The 15,328-nt window shown below is 46.4% G+C and carries 17 protein-coding genes; 13 read left to right on the plus strand and 4 right to left on the minus strand.

All coding sequences use genetic code 11. The features are described from left to right. The first annotated feature begins 102 nt into the window (after positions 1-102). Together J0L70_RS17400 and J0L70_RS17405 are read left to right on the plus strand one after the other, a co-directional pair. Complete coding sequence (locus J0L70_RS17400; RefSeq protein WP_017287009.1) at positions 103-1,332, plus strand: LL-diaminopimelate aminotransferase; 1,230 nt, start codon at positions 103-105, stop codon at positions 1,330-1,332. Positions 1,333-1,569: 237 nt separating this feature from the next. Beyond that, complete coding sequence (locus J0L70_RS17405) at positions 1,570-2,589, plus strand: DUF389 domain-containing protein (protein ID WP_287455428.1); 1,020 nt, start codon at positions 1,570-1,572, stop codon at positions 2,587-2,589. Here the strand turns inward: J0L70_RS17405 and xdhB are convergent. The 3 genes from xdhB to J0L70_RS17420 form a co-directional block, all read right to left on the minus strand. Then, positions 2,567-4,894, minus strand: a complete 2,328-nt coding sequence (gene xdhB, locus J0L70_RS17410; RefSeq protein WP_287455364.1) for a xanthine dehydrogenase molybdopterin binding subunit — start codon at positions 4,892-4,894, stop codon at positions 2,567-2,569. The genes J0L70_RS17405 and xdhB overlap by 23 nt on opposite strands. Next, positions 4,891-6,300: a xanthine dehydrogenase small subunit gene (xdhA, locus tag J0L70_RS17415; RefSeq protein WP_287455365.1), complete on the minus strand. Its 1,410-nt coding sequence runs from the start codon at positions 6,298-6,300 to the stop codon at positions 4,891-4,893. Before xdhA ends, xdhB begins: the two co-directional genes overlap by 4 nt. A 135-nt stretch (positions 6,301-6,435) precedes the next feature. Beyond that, complete coding sequence (locus tag J0L70_RS17420) at positions 6,436-6,837, minus strand: gamma-glutamylcyclotransferase family protein (protein ID WP_017287004.1); 402 nt, start codon at positions 6,835-6,837, stop codon at positions 6,436-6,438. A 314-nt stretch (positions 6,838-7,151) separates the two neighbouring features. Here J0L70_RS17420 and hpxO point away from each other — a divergent pair, with 314 nt between their 5' ends. The 6 genes from hpxO to J0L70_RS17450 all read left to right on the plus strand — a co-directional run bounded on the left by hpxO (position 7,152) and on the right by J0L70_RS17450 (position 12,707). Then, a complete protein-coding gene (gene hpxO, locus J0L70_RS17425) occupies positions 7,152-8,312 on the plus strand; it encodes an FAD-dependent urate hydroxylase HpxO (RefSeq protein ID WP_017287003.1) in 1,161 nt (386 codons plus the stop codon). Next, a complete protein-coding gene (gene uraD, locus J0L70_RS17430; protein ID WP_268241903.1) occupies positions 8,309-8,809 on the plus strand; it encodes a 2-oxo-4-hydroxy-4-carboxy-5-ureidoimidazoline decarboxylase in 501 nt (166 codons plus the stop codon). The genes hpxO and uraD overlap by 4 nt, the downstream gene beginning before the upstream one ends. Continuing rightward, a complete protein-coding gene (locus J0L70_RS17435) occupies positions 8,806-10,038 on the plus strand; it encodes a Zn-dependent hydrolase (protein WP_287455366.1) in 1,233 nt (410 codons plus the stop codon). The genes uraD and J0L70_RS17435 overlap by 4 nt, the downstream gene beginning before the upstream one ends. A 279-nt stretch (positions 10,039-10,317) precedes the next feature. After that, positions 10,318-10,875, plus strand: a complete 558-nt coding sequence (locus J0L70_RS17440) for an SLATT domain-containing protein (RefSeq protein ID WP_287455367.1) — start codon at positions 10,318-10,320, stop codon at positions 10,873-10,875. Then, positions 10,872-11,345, plus strand: coding sequence for a nucleotidyltransferase domain-containing protein (locus J0L70_RS17445; protein ID WP_287455368.1), 474 nt, complete (start codon positions 10,872-10,874; stop codon positions 11,343-11,345). Before J0L70_RS17440 ends, J0L70_RS17445 begins: the two co-directional genes overlap by 4 nt. Positions 11,346-11,936: 591 nt before the next feature. Further along, complete coding sequence (locus J0L70_RS17450) at positions 11,937-12,707, plus strand: Rpn family recombination-promoting nuclease/putative transposase (protein WP_287455369.1); 771 nt, start codon at positions 11,937-11,939, stop codon at positions 12,705-12,707. 77 nt (positions 12,708-12,784) lie between these two features. Here the strand turns inward: J0L70_RS17450 and J0L70_RS17455 are convergent, their stop codons facing one another. Next, positions 12,785-12,958 (minus strand): hypothetical protein, encoded by a 174-nt coding sequence (locus tag J0L70_RS17455; protein WP_287455370.1) that lies wholly within the window; start codon positions 12,956-12,958, stop codon positions 12,785-12,787. A 61-nt stretch (positions 12,959-13,019) separates the two neighbouring features. Between J0L70_RS17455 and J0L70_RS17460 the strand changes: the two genes are divergently transcribed. From J0L70_RS17460 to J0L70_RS17480, 5 genes are all read left to right on the plus strand, one after another. Then, on the plus strand, positions 13,020-13,397 hold the full coding sequence (locus tag J0L70_RS17460; RefSeq protein ID WP_287455371.1) for a nuclear transport factor 2 family protein: 378 nt from the start codon (positions 13,020-13,022) through the stop codon (positions 13,395-13,397). Between the two features lie 450 nt (positions 13,398-13,847). Then, on the plus strand, positions 13,848-14,159 hold the full coding sequence (locus tag J0L70_RS17465) for a hypothetical protein (RefSeq protein WP_287455372.1): 312 nt from the start codon (positions 13,848-13,850) through the stop codon (positions 14,157-14,159). 287 nt (positions 14,160-14,446) lie between these two features. Then, positions 14,447-14,674: an antitoxin gene (locus J0L70_RS17470; RefSeq protein ID WP_017286994.1), complete on the plus strand. Its 228-nt coding sequence runs from the start codon at positions 14,447-14,449 to the stop codon at positions 14,672-14,674. Continuing rightward, a complete protein-coding gene (gene vapC / locus J0L70_RS17475) occupies positions 14,675-15,076 on the plus strand; it encodes a type II toxin-antitoxin system tRNA(fMet)-specific endonuclease VapC (RefSeq protein WP_287455373.1) in 402 nt (133 codons plus the stop codon). It abuts the gene before it with no gap. Further along, positions 15,073-15,318, plus strand: a complete 246-nt coding sequence (locus J0L70_RS17480) for a nucleotidyltransferase family protein (RefSeq protein WP_268241894.1) — start codon at positions 15,073-15,075, stop codon at positions 15,316-15,318. The genes vapC and J0L70_RS17480 overlap by 4 nt, the downstream gene beginning before the upstream one ends. Positions 15,319-15,328 lie beyond the last annotated feature (10 nt).

Below are 15,328 nucleotides of genomic sequence, written 5' to 3' on the forward strand. Positions count from 1 at the left end.
CAAGTCTCCTTCAGAGATTTCAAGTGCGATTTGATACGCTCCGGAGATTTAAGCGAACAATCAACGATAATAGTGGGCTGAACCTGATTTAACTTAATCGACATGGCCACCGTTAACGACAATTATTTGAAGCTGAAAGCAGGCTATCTGTTCCCCGAAATTGCCCGCCGGGTCAATGCTTTCGCTCAGGCGAATCCGGATGCTCCAATTATTCGCTTAGGCATTGGAGATGTGACTGAGCCTTTACCGGAAGCCTGTCGAACCGCCATGATTCAAGCGGTGGAAGATATGGGCGATCGTGGTCTCTTCAAAGGCTATGGACCTGAGCAGGGATATGAATGGCTCAGAGAGAAAATTGCGAAACACGATTTTCAGGCGCGGGGTTGTGAGATTGATGCGTCTGAGATTTTCGTATCGGATGGATCGAAGTGCGATACGGGCAATATTCTGGAAATTTTTGGAAAAGGCAATACGATCGCGGTCACTGATCCGGTTTACCCTGTGTACGTCGATACGAATGTGATGGCAGGGAATACCGGAGACGCGAATGAGAAAGGCGAGTATGCTGGACTCGTTTATTTGCCGATTTCGGCTGAGAATAACTTCACGGCTGAGATTCCGTCTCAGAAAGTGGATTTAGTCTATCTCTGCTTTCCGAATAATCCAACGGGTGCAACAGCGACAAAAGAGTATCTGAAAGCTTGGGTGGATTATGCAAAGGCAAATGGCACGATCATTTTCTTTGATGCGGCTTATGAAGCCTTCGTAACCGATGAGAGTCTGCCGCGATCGATTTATGAAATTGAAGGCGCGCGTGATTGTGCGATCGAATTTCGATCGTTCTCGAAAAATGCAGGCTTTACCGGAACCCGATGCGCGTTTACCGTGGTGCCCAAAACTTTGACGGCAAAAGCAGCTGATGGCTCAGATGTCGAATTGTGGAAACTGTGGAATCGTCGGCAATCGACTAAATTCAACGGCGTGTCTTACATTGTTCAGCGCGGTGCAGAAGCGGTTTACTCGGAAGCTGGTCAAGCCCAGACGAAGACCTTAGTCAACTTCTACTTAGAAAATGCCAAGATCATTCGGGAACAACTCACGGCAGCAGGTCTGTCTGTGTATGGTGGAGTGAATGCGCCTTATGTGTGGGTGAAGACTCCGAATGGATTATCAAGTTGGGATTTCTTCGATAAGTTGCTGGATGTATGTAATGTGGTTGGAACTCCCGGTTCAGGTTTTGGGGCGGCAGGTGAAGGCTATTTCCGCATCTCAGCGTTTAACAGTCGCGAGAATGTGATTGAGGCAATGAAGCGGATTACGGCGAAGTTTTAGCACAAGTTGTCGATCGTACTGAATTTGTAGTTGCGAGAGATCTCACTCTTCCTTAATTCCTCTTTGTTTGAGAGGAAAGCGGAATGTAGGGGGATCTCTTGCTACTTTTGAACAAGGAGTTGGGAAAACAGCTTGACCAACCGAAGGCGGTGGAAATTTGTCTCCTCAAATCAATTTATCAATTTGGGAGTGCATTGGTGCTGCTCGATTGTTTAGTGGAGGAATCAGCTCGTGATCATGAACATTCGCAATCGCTTCTCCAGGTTTAGAAAGAAAAAAGGACATCCGAATCGGATTCAGCAAGTGCAGACAGAATTGCTCGACGAATCAACACTCAGTCTGCATTACCTCATTCTGATCATGGGTTCCTGCGCGATCGCGACTTTTGGGTTGCTTTCAAACAGTGCGGCTGTGATTATTGGCGCGATGATTATTGCTCCCTTGATGTTACCGATTCGCGGAATTGCTTTTGGTGCTTTGTCAGGAGACTTAGAGCTATTTCGCAAGGGTGCGATCGCAGTGATTGTCGGGACGCTTTTAGCCTTGCTGATGTCTTTGCTGCTAGGACTGATGGTTGGATTACCGAGCTATGGAAGTGAAGTGCTTGCTCGATCGCGACCGACCCTTTTAGATTTGGGGGTCGCCGTGGTCGCCGGGGCAATTAGTGCCTACGCTAAGGCAGAACCGAGAATTTCTGGAACTCTGGCAGGAACCGCGATCGCCGTTGCACTAATGCCTCCGGTGTGTACGATTGGGTTAGGACTTGCGCAGACGAATAGTTCTCTGAGTCTCGGCGCAACTCTGCTCTATTTGACTAATCTCCTGGGCATTGCGCTCTCTTGTGCGCTAACGTTCTTGCTGATTGGATATGCTCCATTCAAACGTGCTCGGAAAGCTCTGATTTGGATGCTGGTGCTGACCTCTGTTTTGCTGCTTCCTTTGGGAGTGAGCTTTGCACGATTGGTACGTCAAGCACAGCTCGAAATGAGTCTTGAACGGGCGTTACTCAATCGCACGGTCACGTTTCAACGCATGGAACTGCTCAATATTCAAACGAATTGGTTGACGACACCGCCCGAAGTGTATTTGAGTGTGCGCTCAAGAGGAGAAATCACACCGAATCAGGTGCAGTTATTGGAACAGTTTATTCAGCGAGAAATGGGACGGCAATTCACGCTGATTTTTTCGGCGAGTCAAATTGAAGAAGTTCGAGGGCAACCAAACCCCTCTAACTCTACGCCTCAGAAGAGACGGTGATTTCTTGGCTTGAATGGGTTCGCACGGATTCGATCGCCCATAAGACTGTTTCAGGGGTCGCAGGTGACGGTAAGGAAACCGTATCGGTCTGACCAAAGGCAGCGATCGCGGCTCGAATGGCTTCTCTCACGGACATGGCTAACATAAACGGCGGCTCACCTACAGCTTTACTGCCATAGATCACTCCATCTTGAGCAGCACGTTTGAGCAAGTGAACATTAAAAGCTTCTGGAATCTCGCAAATCGTTGGAATTTTATAAGTACTTGGCGCATCGGTGCGAAGTCGTCCTTGCTCATCCCAGACTAGCTCTTCCATCGTTAGCCAGCCCATTCCTTGAACGAATCCGCCTTCAACTTGACCACGATCGACAAGTGGGTTTAGCGATTCACCCACATCATGCACAATATCAACTTGACGCAGCTTGTAAGTCCCAGTAAAGCCATCGACTTCTACTTCGCTGACCGCAGCCCCGTAAGCAAAATAGTAAAACGGTCTGCCTGTACAAGTTTCGGGATTCCAATGAATGTTGGGAGTGCGATAGTATCCTGTTGCAGAAAGAGAAACGCGAGCGTTATAAGCTCGATCGACCACTTCTGCAAAGCTGACTCTCGCACTTGGATAGCTCCGACAGTAAATCCAATCATCTTCAAAGACTAGATCTTCTGGCGTGTCTAGGTCGAGCAGTTGGATCGCCACATTAGCAAGGCGAGCCTTTAAAGTTTCACAAGCATTTTTAATCGCTTGACCATTGAGATCAGAACCACTAGAAGCGGCTGTGGCAGAGGAGTTTGGAACTTTATCTGTACTGGTATTCATCATGCGAAAGCGATCGAGCTTCACCCCGAGCGAAGATGCGGCAACTTGGAGCATTTTCGTGTGTAAACCTTGCCCCATTTCGGTGCCGCCATGATTCAGTTGAATACTGCCATCGGTATAGATGTGAATGAGTGCGCCTGCTTGGTTGTATTGGGTCTTGTTAAATGAAATTCCGAACTTAACAGGAGTGATAGCAATGCCACGTTTTTTGTAGCGATGAGCTTGGTTGAATTCAGCGATCGCGATTTTTCGCTCTGCAAAATTCGCATTGGCTTGCACTTCGCTCCAAATGCGATCGAGGCGATTATCAAAGAGTTCTTGTCCGTAATGCGTCGTATTTGTCTCATCCGAACCATAGTAAAAATTCCGTTCACGAACAAGCTCAGGTGGCAGATTCAGAGTTCGAGCAATACGATCGACAATATCCTCAATCACAATCATACCTTGAGGCCCACCAAAGCCTCGATAGGCAGTGTTTGAGACTTTATTCGTTTTAGCAATTGCACCTCGAACTTCAACATCTGGAATGTAGTAGGCATTATCAACATGCAGCATGGCTCGAAGTAATACAGGGGGAGAGAGATCTAAACTCCAGCCTCCATCTGCATAGAGATCAACATCTAATGCCGTAATTTTTCCAGTTTCACTAAACCCGACTTGGTAAGTTCCGAGAAAGCCGTGACGCTTTCCAGTTAAAGTCATATCGTGAGATCGCTTTAGTTTCACGCGCACCGGACGACCTGTTTTATGAGCGGCAATTGCCGCGATCGCAGCGTAAGGATTCGCCTGAGATTCTTTCCCACCAAAGGCTCCACCCATACGAATACAAGTCACAGTAATTTGATTCGAGGGGAGATTCAATACTCGACCGATAATGACTTGAGTTTCTGTCGGATGCTGAGTCGAAGAATAAACTTGATAGTTCCCTTCCCCATCAGGAATCACCCAACTAGTTTGAGTTTCCAGATAAAAGTGATCTTGTCCATTCATGGACACTTCGCTGCTCAAAGTAAAAGCAGAGTTTTCGAGTGCGGTTTGAACATTGCCGCGTTTGACGGGATTTGCTTTTGAGTGAAAGCTTTGATGAGCGATCGCATCTTTGATGCTCAAAATGGGTTCAAGTGGCTCATAGTCGATTGTTACTTTCGAGGCTGCTAGGCGTGCTGCTTCCTCAGTTTCGCCCACTGCCCAAACCACTGCTTGTCCCCAATAGCTAATTTCCTCGGTTGGAAATAGCACTTCATCTTGAACAATCACGCCTGTATTGTTCCGACCTGGAACATCTTCAGCCGTGAGCACTGTGACAAAGCCTTCGACTTCAGCAGCTTTAGACGTATCAATGCTGAGAATTTTTGCTTTTGCGTGAGAAGCAATGACTGGATAAACCGAAAGCATTCCCAGTGGAGGACGTTGCTCATCGGTGTAAATGGCTTTTCCGGTCACATGCAGTTCTGCACTCTCATGAGGCTTATGTTTACCGACGCTCATGATAGCTCCTCCATTTCTACAAAGAATTTTTCTAATAAGTTCGCGACCAACAGCTTGCGATATGCAGCGCTTCCTCGGAAGTCAGTTAAAGGGGTAAAGCTTTCTCGTAAAACGGGTTTGACTTGTTGAATCGTTTCGATCGTCCAGGGCTGACCGATCAGCAAATTTTCAACCTCGATCGCTCGAATTGGAGTTGCTGCGACACCCCCATATCCTAGTCGAGCATGAACAATGGTGTTGTTTTGATCTACATCAATTACGAAAGCAGCAGCAACAATGCTAATGTCATCGGTTCCGCGTTTGCCAATCTTGTAGGATTGGCTGAGGCGTTTGACTCCGTGAATTGATTTCGGAATGCTAATAGAAACAATGATTTCACCGGGTTTGAGATCCGTTTGACGATAGCCTTTGAAGAAGTCAGATAAAGGAATCGTTCGAGTTTCGGCTAAATTCGCGATCGTCAATTCTGCATCTAAAGCGAGTAAAACCGGAGGTAAGTCTCCAATCGGTGAAGCAGTGCCAATATTTCCGCCGATCGTGGCTCGATTCCGAACTTGCCTTGCCGCAAACCAATGCAGCATTTCATCAAGGCTAGGAAAAACTCCTTTCAGAGTTGTTTCAATTGTATGTAGAGGAACGGCTGCACCGATAGTCAGTCGGTTACTATCTTGTTCAATGTGTTGTAATTCTCGAATTCCTTCTAGCGAAATCAGAATCGGAAACGATCGCCGATGATGGCTCATTTCCAAGCCTAAGTCTGTACCGCCTGCAACTAAAGTTGCTTCTGGATACTGTTGTAGTAGTTCTAATGCTTCTGAGAGTTGAGTGGGACGATAGAACTGTTGCGTTTGATTGGAATAGGCAACTGAACTGAGATCTAATGCAGCTTGTTCTAATCGTTCTGAGAATTGATCCGCAGGCGGAGCATTCGTCACATTCTGAGCCGCTTTGCGAATCGGAATGTAACCTGTACAGCGACAAAGATTTCCTTCTACTGAGAAATCATCCACTCGACCGTCATAGTAGGCAGAAAACAGGCTCATGATGAAGCCAGGTGTACAGTACCCACATTGAGATCCTCCGGCTTCTACCATTGCCGCTTGAACGGGGTGAAGCTTTCCGTTAGCGATTCCTTCAACTGTGATAATCTCCCGACCTGCGATCGCGCCTATCGGAATCAAGCAGCTATTGACCGCTTGATAACATGCCTGACCATCAGGATTGCGACCCACGATCGCAACTGTACAAGCCCCACAATCACCGTCCCCACAGCCTTCTTTCGTCCCCGTCCGCCGCGACTGGTGCAGATATTGCAGCAAAGTCATCGATGGCGAAACACCCTTGAGGCAAACTCGTTCTCCGTTGAGGGTGAGAAATAATTGGTTCTCTAAAGCCTGATGGGTCATGGGTTTTTTCGATAGAGGGTGGGGAGTGGGGAGTAGGGGAATTGAGAGATAGGGGGATTGGAGAATGCAGAGTGGAGATTTGAGAATTGAATCCACAATTTTGCTTCATCTCCCCACTCCCCACTCCCCGCCTCTCTAAACCTTCACCTCTCTCGCCTTATAAGCCGCCCAACCCCCATACGTATTAGAAATGTCCGGCAAATTGTGCTCATCGATCAGTGCCTTCGGATACAAGAAAGCCGTCGCGACTTCCCCATTCTCCAAATACACATCCGTTGCATACATATTCGGCGGTTCATTCGCCTCTAAATACTCAAATTGGGCTTGCGTCATCTCGTAAATTTCTCCTGGAATCGAAATGCCGCCTGATTCGACCTCATGAATGGCAGGATGCCAATCGTCACCCGCGACATGCAGCCGATAGCGCGGCTGAGTGGCAGTCGCACCGATAAAGACTGCATCTTGTAGGTTTTGATGGTCTGGCTGTCCCCGCAAGGCAGAACCACAAATGAACACACGTCGATTGTTTGAGGTCATATTGCTCGTCACGATACTAACTACTCCTTGTGTATGTTGTAGAACTCTAAGGCGGGATCAGAGTGCAGAATAGACAGGTTTGTTACCTTTCTTCATGCTGTCAAGATTCCCTTATCATCTGGGTGAGAGCCGATTGATGGCTCAGCCTATCAGTGTCGGAGGTGACTCGACTAAATTGATAATTTTGCTTCAAGCATGTGGTCATTCACACAATGAGATCACAAGCTATTCTTAAGCAAGCTTGATTGTATACAGTATTCTGAAATTCTGTAACAATCAAGGTACGGGATAATCATTTCGCGAGGAAGTTCGGTATGGATGGGCTAAAGGTGGTGATTATCGGGGCGGGAATCGGTGGGCTGACTGCCGCGATCGCGCTTTCGCAGTCAGGTCACACCGTCGAAGTATACGAGCGGGCACAAGAACTGCGTCCCCGTGGAGCAGGCATCTCACTCTGGTCGAATGGGGTGAAAGTCCTGAACCGATTTGGCATGGGGAAAGACATTGCCGAAATCGGCGGGCAAATGGATTTTATGCAGTACCTCAGCACTTCGGGAGAGGTACTGAATCATGTTAATTTGCATCCTTTGATTGAAGAGGTTGGGCAGCGTCCTTATCCGGTCGCCAGAGCCGATTTACAGGCAATGCTGTTAAAGAAATTTCCGGGAACTGTGAATTTGGGATATCGCTGTCTCTCAGTTGAGGAACATGGAGAGCAAGTGACGGCGCAGTTTGAGAATGGGCATAAAGCGACCGGAGATTTGTTGATTGCGGCAGATGGCGTGCGATCGAGCTTGCGGCAATATGTTCTCGATCGAGAAGTGCATCCCACTTATCGCGACTATGTGAATTGGAATGGATTAGTCGCAGCCGACGAAGCGTTAACTCCGGCGAATACTTGGACAATCTATGTGGGCAATCATCAACGCGCTTCCCTGATGCCTGTGGGCGGAGATCGCTTGTATTTCTTTTTTGATGTGCCCTTACCCCTCGGAACGAGTGCGCCGCCTGAATTAATTCGCTCTGAACTGGCTGAGCATTTCAAAGGTTGGGCTGAACCCGTTCAAACGTTGATCGAGCGAATCAATCCAGAGCAGACCAATCGCTTAGAAATTTCAGATGTTGGTCCAGTCGATCGTATGGTGCGCGGACGAGTAGCTTTACTGGGTGATGCGGCTCATGCGACTTGTCCCGATTTGGGTCAAGGTGGCTGTCAGGCACTCGAAGATGTCTACATGCTGAACCATTTCTTACTGACAACGAATATTAGCGTTGAGGATGCGTTGAAACGCTATGAAGCAGCGAGAGAAGATCGAACTCGCTCGATCGTCAAAAAAGCGCGCAATCGTGCAGAAGTCATTCACGGAAAAGATCCTGAAGTGACGGCTCAATGGTATGACCAACTGCGGCAAGAATCGCCCAGTGATGTCACCGATGCGATCGCAAAAACGATTCTCACAGGTCCCTTGCAATGACCTATTCACTCTCAGCGCTCAATCAAATGGAACAATCTGCCTTCACCGATGCATTGGGCGAGATTTTTGAACAGACTCCGACGATCGCGGCTCAAGCTTGGCAGCAGCGACCGTTCGAGAGTGTGGAGGATCTGCATCAAGCCATGATCTCGATCGTGCAGTCGATGACCTCTGAACAACAGCTAGCTTTAATCTGTGCCCATCCAGATTTAGGCAGTAAAGCAAAAATGGCAGATGCTTCTGTGAAAGAACAGGCAGGAGTGGGATTAGATCGGCTTAGCCCTGAAGAATACGATCGCTTTCATCAGTTAAATGAACGCTATAAAGCTCAGTTTGGTTTTCCTTTCATCGTTGCGGTGAAGAATCATACAAAGGACAGCATTCTCGAAGCGTTTGTGACGCGCTTAGAGCATTCTCAGAGTGCAGAAATGCAAACTGCGATCGCTGAAATTGCCCAGATTGCTTATTTTCGTCTTATCCAACAGGTAACCTCATGACTTTGACCCTTTTATCGATTAATTGTGCTCGTTTAAATCAAAGTATTACTGACCTTGCTAATATTGGCAGACTCGCAAATGGTGGGGTCTGTCGGCTTGCTTTTACAGATGCGGATTTACTAGCTCGTCAAACCGTTCAAGCTTGGATGGAAGCAGCAGGGATGACGACTCGGATTGATGCTGCGGGAAATGTGATTGGTCGATATGCAGGTAAGATTGCCGATGCACCTGCTTTAGCAACGGGTTCACACATTGATACTGTTCCGGTCGGCGGTAAGTTCGATGGGTGTTTGGGTGTGTTAGCAGGCATTGAAGTCGTTCGGACATTGCAAGAGAACAAGATTCGGCTGGATCATCCGATCGAGGTAATTGTTTTTAGCGACGAAGAGCGATCGGTGATTGGTAGTAAAGCGATGTCTGGCGAAGTCCATGAAGATCCAGATTACTATGTGCGATTAGATGGTACGCCGATTCAAGACTGTTTAGCAAAAGTGGGTGGAGATTGGGAACGGATTGAAACGGCTCAACGCACTGATATTGCTGCATTTGTAGAATTGCATGTCGAGCAGGGTGGTGTGCTGGAACATGCACAGGTTCCGATTGGTGTGGTTAGCGGTGTTGTTGGACAGTACCGCTTTGCTGTCAATATCAAAGGTCGCCCAAATCATGCGGGCACAACTCCAATGCATCTCCGCAAAGATGCTTTAGTTGCTGCCGCGCAGATTGTTTTACTCGTGAATCAAATTGCTTCAGAGACTCCGGGTGATCAGGTGGCAACGGTTGGCTATTTGACCGTTTCCCCGAATGCAACGAATACAGTTCCAGGAGAGGTGGATCTAAGAATTGATTTGCGAGATTTGTCGCAATCGCATTTAGAGATGCTAGTAGAACAATTAAAGTCTGGGATTGCAGCGATCGCGGATTCAACCTTGACAGAAATCGAGATGCGGCAGACGTTACACATTCTTCCGACGTTGGCAGACCCGAGGATCATGAGCGCGATCGAGGAAATCTGCGGGGATCTCAAACTGCCCAATATCCAGCTTCCAAGCCGCGCGGGGCATGATGCTCAAGAAGTCGGGCGGATGACTGACATGGGCATGATTTTTGTGCCGAGTCGGGCGGGAATCAGCCATTCGGAAGAAGAATATACGTCACCCGAAGAGTGTGCGCAGGGAACGAATGTTTTGCTACAGACGTTTTTGAAGCTCGATCGTCTGTATCGGTAACCTTGGTGTTACTTATCGAAAGTTGAATTTCGGATTTGCCATAAGGTGTATTTTCAATGTGAAGTGGAAAATATGCTGAAATCTTCCGTGTATTCATCTATATAAGCGTAGTATGCAGAAATATTTCCGTATAGCATCCCAAAACGGTGTGATATACGGAAATATTTTTGTGTAGTGTGTCGATTTAGTGTGACATATGGAAATCTCAATCTAAACAATTGTTACACAACAGTGCTGAATAGCATATAAATACGAAATAGTTTGTCTGTAGAACATCTTATGAATACTGGCTTGTCATATCAACAAATAGAAGATGAGTTCGAGAGGCATTTAGTTGATTGTCATGATTCCAAGCGTGCACACTTCGATCTTGCTGACTACTACTATGAAAAAGCAAATATGCTTTACTATTGCCAGTCATTTGGACTGACAGTCATAACAGCTTGGTTGTTGAGCACTCAATTCGAGGGTTTTCTTCCCAAAGATAATGCAATAGTAAGGGCAACACCTACGGTGTTAGCTATTATTGTGTCCGTACTAACAATTGTTGAACATGTTTTTCGATTCAAGGATAAGGCTGTTAGTCACGAGCAGGCAGCCAAGAGGTACCATACTCTCTGGAGAGCATGTAAGAATTGGAAAACGGATTTCCCAGATGGTTCAGCAATAGAACAGGCTAGACTGGTGGTTCAGAAATACAGAGAGCAATTGAATGATATCAATCGCGACGCACCTCATCTGTCATCGGTACTCTGGCGAAAGATCGGGAAAATGAGAGCAAAATCTGGTAATAAAGATGTGTCAAAGTACTCGTTTGAAGAGGGAAAACGGCAATGATATCTACGGTTGAACAAATAGTTCGGCAATTAGATGGATTGAACTATTCATGGGCTATTGCGGGCGGATGTAATCTATATTTGAGAAATTGCCTGCAATCTACTAGCGACATTGATATTATTACAAGCTGCGATGGTGTAATATCGATTTTTGCCAAACTAGAAAAATACGCAAAAGGAAAACCATCTTACTCCGAGGCAGAAAACGTCAGATCCGCCTTCTTCCAAGCTGTTATGGATGGCTGTACCATCGAAGTGATGGGCAACCCAGAGAATAAGATTAATGGCAGGTGGATTAGAAATACTGACTGGATGTTCAATGTCGAACACATTCTCGCCCGAAATATGCTAGTACCAGTAACTACACTTGATTACGAAAAACGTATCAATCAAGAGTTGAATAATTGGGACAGAGTTCAAAATATTCATGATTGTATAACGCTCTCAATGCAGCGGGACAAAGTCAAGTAACCAATAACTGCAAAAAGTATTTGTGTTCGCTGATTGAGAATGCTATGCTTCAAGCCTTTGGTGGGGGGGTAAATCTCATCTGTCAGTACTTGAAATCAATTCGCTGTAATGCTGTCAGTGGGACAAGGTACTTTAACCATTTTGGCAAGGAACAGCAGAACCGATAGATAGTATAGTCATTAAGCCGTATTAATAAAATCTATCGGTCAGTTTCAGTTGAAGCCCATGAACTCTTATGACGTATGAAGCCTCTCACCAAAAGTGATCGCGATCGAAAAACCCTCCTGTTTGGCAGCACAAACAACTTGCTTCCATACAAAGCTGATTACAATTTTTCACAGGATATTAGTGATTTTTTACAGCAATGCCTTGAGTCCAATGCCCCGTTTGAGCAGCGTTTTGATGCCCGTGGCAGGCTAATTCACTAAAATGCCTATAGCTTCTCACTAATTCTTGACGAGAAGCGAGTTTCTATTCAGTGCGATCGTTTGTCACGTCGCTCTTGCTGTAACAATTGGCTTGGCTATCGAAAAAATCAGATCTTCACAGAATCAAATTGCTCACGCAGGGCGTACAATTTTACTATTTCTCATGTACGACGATACCTGCCGATTCCTCGCCGAACACTTCTCCACCGACTTCGCCAGTTGGCTTCTGGGAGAATCTGTCGAAATGGCAGAGCTTAAACCTTCAGAACTCTCCCTCGACCCGATTCGAGCTGATGCTATGATTCTGCTCCAATCCGAAGACTCAATTCTTCACATCGAGTTCCAAACGTTACCAAAAGAAGGAATTCCATTTCGGATGCTAGATTACCGAGTTCGAGGGAAACGGCGCTACAAAAATAAAACGATGCGCCAAGTGGTGATTTACCTGAAGCCAACGACTTCTCCGCTCGTTTACGAAACAGCTTATGTGATGGAATGCACTCGCCACGAATTTGACGTAATTCGGCTATGGGAGCAACCCACTTCAATCTTTCTGCAATATCCTGGTCTGCTACCGTTTGCAGTATTAGGACAAACCGAAACTCCCGCAGAGACATTACGCCAAGCGACTGAAATTGTGGATCAAATTGAAGATACTGCAACACAGGCGAACCTGATGGCAGCCTCGGCAATTTTAGCTGGGTTAAGATTAGAACAGGATGTAATTTACAGCTTAGTACGGAGAGACATTATGCAAGAATCTGTCATTTACCGCTCAATTCAAGAAGAAACAGAAGCGAAGGCAAAACGTTCGATCGCACTCAACTTTCTTCGAGATGGGTTATCAGTCGAAGCCGTTGCTCGCGGAACCGGACTTTCGATCGAAGAAGTCCAACAACTTCAGCAACAACTTAATGGCTCCGCACAAAGCTGAAGTCGGTTGCTCCGCAGTTGCGCTTTGCACTAAACGATGTACGAAAAGTCGATCGTAAAAACGGCATACTGTTCTAGTTAGAGCAGACGTGCAGAGTCTTTTCGTCTATGTTTTAGTTCTTTACGTCGCCGCTCAGAGCGATCGAAATAACTGCTAGAAATTGCTAAAACAGGAGTAGAACGAGCGATCGAAACCGATGAAGCGACAGCAACAACCTGGAGCAAGCAGAAGCCTTGGGGTAGAACTGACATGAAGATTAGGGCGATCGATAATAAGGAATAGTTCAGTGTAGGTAAAACTGTAGTGGGAAAGATGGATTCAGAAATTGAAACCCAAATTCGTGAGTGTGAAGCGCGGCTTTACACCGCAATGTTAGCTTCCAACGTATCTGAGTTAGATCTGCTCATCGCTGATGATCTACTTTTCGCTGGACCAACTGGTGAACTGGTCACTAAAGCTATGGATTTAGACTTGCACCGTACTGGTGGTACTCAGTTTCACGAACTTGTCCCTAAAGAGCTAGCAATACGAGTTTGCAGCGAACATTTCGTTCTTGCGTCAGCTAAAATTTTCTTGAGCGGCACGTATTTAGGAAATGCCTTTGCAGGTGATTACCGCTATATGAGAGCTTGGCATCGAGGTAAAAGTGGCTGGCAAATCGTTGGTGGTAGCGTTATTGCGATGGTTTAGTTCTAAATTTGCTCAAGCTTGCATCGTGGCAAATGGCAATACTTTGAAGTAATCGGTTCGTTGCTGAGAATTGACTTGCAGCAATGATTTAGAGTTGATGCGGAATAATACTTGGGGGCTACTGGAGATGTTCATTGGCAACATCTCAAAATCATCGAGCTTGCCAAACAAATTGCATCAGGTCATAAGACATCAACAGCGATCGCAAAAGCACGCTTCAAGAATGAGATTGCATAACCTCTCTAGACTCGAAACTTAAACCTATACAAAGCGACCTAAATCAAACTTGCTTCTATTCACAACTGAGCTTCTTTCATTGCCACAAGGTATCGATGAATCTTGCCAGAAATTTTTCTCGATCGACAAAACTAGCTTTATCGCTTGCTGTCATCCGTGCAATCATTTCCCACTTGCCAACTGCACCCTCTACTTAGAACATCAACCAAAACCATGCCCAAACGTGAACCTTCAGAAATCCAGACTCCCTTACCACGATCGTCGTGGTGGTCTTACTGGGTGTTTGTCCCACTCTGCGCGCTTGCATACACTTTGTTTTGCTTTGCGTTTATTATGGCTACTTGGGGCTGGCGCGGTGCACCAAAGCCGTGGTGGTATGCAGTAGCCCATGTGCTGACAATACCGGGCGTGTGGTTCCCCCCTTACATCGGCGCTCCATTGTGGGGTGGAATTATGGGTTTCGGACTCATCCGACTGACCCGGCGGATTCGGAGCCGTCGTCCTCCTATTCCACCGCGCTTATGAACCCAACACCTGCCATCATGTGCACCGACCGGATTGCACGCTTATGCTTCGTTGCGCTTTGTCTATTAGCCTATGATGCTGAATATGGAGCTTCCTACTTTCCCTGCCAAAAATAGCGCCTAGAATGTTGTTGGTGAGGGCAATGGCGATCGAGATCGAAACAACTACTAGAAATTGCTAAAACAGGAGTAAAACAAGCGATCGCAACCGATGAAGCGACAGCAATAATTTGGATGAATGAGCAGTTAGAAGCCTTGAACATCAAATACACCTAGAGGATCTGCACCATGAATATTGCCAAACTTAGCACCGATGGCACCCATCAAATTGTCATACTCCCCGAAGACTGCAAAATGACGGGTACGGAGGTCTACATTAAAAAAGTTGGAAGTGCGATCGTTCTAATTGCCAAAGATCATCCTTGGCAATCGCTCTTCGATAGCTTAGAGCAATTCTCTGAAGACTTCATGACCACGAGAGAGCAGCCCCCTCTCGACGTTCGTGAGGCTTTCTAAATGCAATATCTGTTGGACACGAACATCTGCATCTATTTGATTAAGCAAAGACCTCCAAAGGTATTGGAGCGATTTTCAAATCTTGCTTTGTCAGATATCGGCATATCCTCTATCACTGTGGCGGAACTAGAATATGGCGTTTGCAAAAGCCAGCAACAAGAGAAAAACCGTAATGCTTTGATGCAATTTTTAATCCTGCTAGAAATCGTTGCGTTTGATCAAGCGGCTGCGACCCTCTATGGCGCAATCAGAAGCGATCTAGAAAGTAGAGGACTGGTTATCGGAGCAATGGACATGCTGATTGCTGCCCACGCATTGAGCCTTAGCGTTACGTTAGTCAGCAACAATGTGCGAGAGTTTTCACGCATTGCCAATCTATCTCTGCAAAACTGGGCAGAATGAATCGCGACAAAGGGAGTAAATCTGACATGAGCATTGCAGCGATCGAATTACCAATGGAGAACATTGCTGAGTTTTGTCACAAATGGCAAGTGACAGAATTCGCTCTATTTGGCTCTATCCTGCGCGATGACTTTCGCCCCGACAGCGACATTGATGTAATGGTGCAATTTCACCTTACTAATTCAAAAAATCTATGCAAGGCGGGAAGTCGTTCTAGGGATCTCAGTTTCCCGCTAGGATGATAGAAACCTC

This window comes from Leptolyngbya sp. UWPOB_LEPTO1, assembly GCF_017302695.1.
In the GTDB taxonomy this organism is placed as follows: domain Bacteria; phylum Cyanobacteriota; class Cyanobacteriia; order Leptolyngbyales; family Leptolyngbyaceae; genus Leptolyngbya; species Leptolyngbya boryana.

Bases quoted from the DNA above. Each gene is read 5' to 3' on its own strand.
- J0L70_RS17400 (WP_017287009.1), top strand. From the start codon at position 103: ATGGCCACCGTTAACGACAATTATTTGAAGCTGAAAGCAGGCTATCTG.
- J0L70_RS17405 (WP_287455428.1), top strand. From the start codon at position 1,570: ATGAACATTCGCAATCGCTTCTCCAGGTTTAGAAAGAAAAAAGGACAT.
- xdhB (WP_287455364.1), bottom strand. From the start codon at position 4,894: ATGAGCGTCGGTAAACATAAGCCTCATGAGAGTGCAGAACTGCATGTG.
- xdhA (WP_287455365.1), bottom strand. From the start codon at position 6,300: ATGACCCATCAGGCTTTAGAGAACCAATTATTTCTCACCCTCAACGGA.
- J0L70_RS17420 (WP_017287004.1), bottom strand. From the start codon at position 6,837: ATGACCTCAAACAATCGACGTGTGTTCATTTGTGGTTCTGCCTTGCGG.
- hpxO (WP_017287003.1), top strand. From the start codon at position 7,152: ATGGATGGGCTAAAGGTGGTGATTATCGGGGCGGGAATCGGTGGGCTG.
- uraD (WP_268241903.1), top strand. From the start codon at position 8,309: ATGACCTATTCACTCTCAGCGCTCAATCAAATGGAACAATCTGCCTTC.
- J0L70_RS17435 (WP_287455366.1), top strand. From the start codon at position 8,806: ATGACTTTGACCCTTTTATCGATTAATTGTGCTCGTTTAAATCAAAGT.
- J0L70_RS17440 (WP_287455367.1), top strand. From the start codon at position 10,318: ATGAATACTGGCTTGTCATATCAACAAATAGAAGATGAGTTCGAGAGG.
- J0L70_RS17445 (WP_287455368.1), top strand. From the start codon at position 10,872: ATGATATCTACGGTTGAACAAATAGTTCGGCAATTAGATGGATTGAAC.
- J0L70_RS17450 (WP_287455369.1), top strand. From the start codon at position 11,937: ATGTACGACGATACCTGCCGATTCCTCGCCGAACACTTCTCCACCGAC.
- J0L70_RS17455 (WP_287455370.1), bottom strand. From the start codon at position 12,958: ATGTCAGTTCTACCCCAAGGCTTCTGCTTGCTCCAGGTTGTTGCTGTC.
- J0L70_RS17460 (WP_287455371.1), top strand. From the start codon at position 13,020: ATGGATTCAGAAATTGAAACCCAAATTCGTGAGTGTGAAGCGCGGCTT.
- J0L70_RS17465 (WP_287455372.1), top strand. From the start codon at position 13,848: ATGCCCAAACGTGAACCTTCAGAAATCCAGACTCCCTTACCACGATCG.
- J0L70_RS17470 (WP_017286994.1), top strand. From the start codon at position 14,447: ATGAATATTGCCAAACTTAGCACCGATGGCACCCATCAAATTGTCATA.
- vapC (WP_287455373.1), top strand. From the start codon at position 14,675: ATGCAATATCTGTTGGACACGAACATCTGCATCTATTTGATTAAGCAA.
- J0L70_RS17480 (WP_268241894.1), top strand. From the start codon at position 15,073: ATGAATCGCGACAAAGGGAGTAAATCTGACATGAGCATTGCAGCGATC.